We start from the raw sequence: 2,807 nt of genomic DNA on the forward strand, positions 1-2,807 counted from the left end.
TGCTGGCCGCGATCCTCTTTTCTCTGGCGCACTGCTGGCCGCGATCCTCTTTTCTCTGGCGCACGAACATCAGGGGCCGAGCGGTATGCTGCTTACCGGCACGTTGGGCCTGCTGTTCGGCTTACTCGTTCTTCAGCAGCGCGGGAACCTCTGGGCAAATATGGTGGCTCACATCGTGGGCGATACGGCGAGTCTGGTGGCAATCACCCTGAACTGGGATCTGTGGCTCGATCATCTCGGGCGCCATCTGCTTTTTGCGGGATGAACGTCGGTCAGCGTGCGTCTTGCGATACCTCGACAGGCTGCTCAGGGTTGCAAGCCCCTGCGGCTCTGGCGCGCCGCCTTCTCGACAGCGGTGTGCCTCCGTCGCGTCGATGTGAGAACAGCGTCTCGATCATCTTGGAAGCAGTTCCCGGGGCTGGACGATCGTCTCCAAGGCGATCGCGCCCCGCCGATAGCGAATGACCACAGTTTTCCGCAGTGACATAAGCTTCATGGCTCGCCGGGTGTCCGATAGCGAACGGTAGTCATGCGCAACACCATCTATGTCAGTAATCAAATCACCCACCTTGAGTCCTGCCACGTCAGCGGGCCCGCCCGGAAGAACGTCCATCACCGTCTGGCCGGCAGAGTCAAGATTGAGCCACATGCCGATGCGGTCGAAGCTGCCTGTGTCCGGATCTGTCTTGGCGAGAGCCGCCAAGTACAGCGTCTTGCGCGCATAGTCGAACGTCACCACGAACCTCTTCAGCAACCCGCTTCCGACGTTCCCGTCGAAGGATGGGTCGCCGAACACGCCTTTGGTGGCCGCGCTGAGACCGACCACCGGTCGCTGGACAGTAACAGGCCCTAGCGACACGGTGTCAGGGCGCACGGAATACGTGCGCGAAGGGCCACCGACGCCCCACCCGGTTGTCATGGTCACGCCGTGCGGGTATTCGTCCCGCAGCCTGTGGGATGCGACAAACGTGCTCGTCAGCACGAGTTCGTCCCTCGCGCCCGTGTCAATGTTGAAGCGCGCCGATCGCCCGTCGACAGCACCGTCGACCTGAGGCATGTGCAGGTAGTAGCGCATCGGCAGGGGAATACCCAGCGACGCCTGCTTGGCCGGTTCGAAGCGTTGCGGGTCGATCAGCGTGATCGTGCGAGCCCCGTAGTCGACCATGACGACGAAACGTTCGCAAAACTCCGCTCCCAGCATTCCACCGAGTTGGAGGCCTTCAACCTCGGGGGGACTGAACTCGAGGGTCAAAAAAGTCTGATCGGCCAGCACCGCACCGCCAGCATCAATTTCGCCGATGCGGGCATAGCCGCCGGTGACCACCGTCTCTCCCGAGCCCGAGGTCGACGTCGATCCCTTGACGTTCAGACCCAGCGCCGCCACCGTCGACGGCGTGACGATGTTATGCCCACCGGTGTCGACCATGAAGGCAAACGGGCCACGCCCATCGACCTTCACATCGACGAGGATGTGGTTGTTGACCAGGCGGAAAGGAAGTGTCGTCTCGCCCGCGGGCRGCAATTTCCAATCCCGCGGGTTGTCGTCTGGCATGGCGTACGCGGCCGGCATTTTTGGCTCGCCGCGAGCAACGTCTTTGAGGAGCAGCGTTTCCTTGCTATCCGGACTGTCGCCGTACATGATTTCGATCCGCATCGGCACGACTCGGCCATCGACACTGCGATAGTCGTCAAAGGTTGTTTCCACCGTCGTCCCGAAGCTCTGCGCCTCGCGTAGCCGGCGCAGGGTGCGCGTGCTGGCATCGAACCATGCCTCGAACGGCTTTCCGCCTGGCGGCGTCACGCGGATTCCACCGCAGCCGATCGACTCGAGCGACGCGCCGCCGCGGTCGGCGCGCAACCAAAGATTGGCGTTCCTGTAGGCCTCGTTGATCGCCAGCGAACGGCGATCTCCGCCTTCTTGAGATGTGACGAAACCCGACAGGTCGCGGAGCCAGGCCAGGTGGCCGTCAAAGCCCTCGCCGCCGGTCATGATCCCGGCCCGCAGTTCTCTGCGGTAGATGCCGGTCTGCAGATCGATGGTCACTGTGCTTTCGCCGGTGAGGCCGGCGCTTTGGAATGCATAGCGGCCCGACCACGTTCCACGGCTCTCGACGGGTGCCGAGATCGCGGCACGATAGTCATCCAGCAGGCGATCAGGCTCGTGTGCAGACATACAAGTGGCCGCGGCAAGTAGGGCGTTCAAGAGGACCATCGGATGGTGTGTTCTCGTTGTGGATCGACTGTCGACCGCCCCTGGCAAGCGGCTTTGCGAGCCGCAGACAGAGGCTTCCATATGAAGCCGCTTGGCCAGGATCTGGTCCAGGGGCATCTCGGCGCCCTTACCGGAGGCAAGGGTCCTGCGATGGAATTGGTTCAACAGACCTTGTCGTGGCGGATGATACGAAACTCGAGTCGCCGCGAGGGAACGGCACATCGCGGTAGCCAGCGGCAGCGACACCGCCATCGCGACAAGCCTTCTTCGCGTCGGGGCGTATGCCATCGGATGTGCTCGTGGCGGACGCGCGGTGGCGAGCTTGGCGCCGCGCATTGTCTGGTCGAAAGAGAACCCGATGTTCTTTCTTGACACGGAAGCATCTGCTTTGCGGCAGGGTTTTGCCTCCCGCGAATGTCGCCGATGGGTCGACTGTGTGAGTTCCCGGGCGCGCAGAGCGGACGTCCCGCCGCGCCAGGTCGAGGCGCAGACGAACCGCTGTCCATCCAGCGTTGCCGAGGGCGCCTCTCAGCGTCAGCAGTGCCGCGGTGAGCGGACATTCGAAGTCTCCCGCTGACCGGCCGCAACCGCTGCA

At 63.1% G+C, this 2,807-nt stretch carries 2 protein-coding genes; one reads left to right on the forward strand and one right to left on the reverse strand.

The window, feature by feature from the left end:
• A partial coding sequence (locus tag AC1D12_RS30090; RefSeq protein WP_477844913.1) for a CPBP family glutamic-type intramembrane protease occupies positions 1-265 on the forward strand: 265 nt, incomplete at its 5' end.
• Between the two features lie 129 nt (positions 266-394).
• Here the strand turns inward: AC1D12_RS30090 and AC1D12_RS30095 are convergent.
• Positions 395-2,587: a pepsin/retropepsin-like aspartic protease family protein gene (locus AC1D12_RS30095; protein WP_477844915.1), complete on the reverse strand. Its 2,193-nt coding sequence runs from the start codon at positions 2,585-2,587 to the stop codon at positions 395-397.
• Between the last annotated feature and the right edge of the window lie 220 nt (positions 2,588-2,807).

The sequence above is a fragment of the Rhizobacter sp. P1_G5 genome (assembly GCF_056405435.1).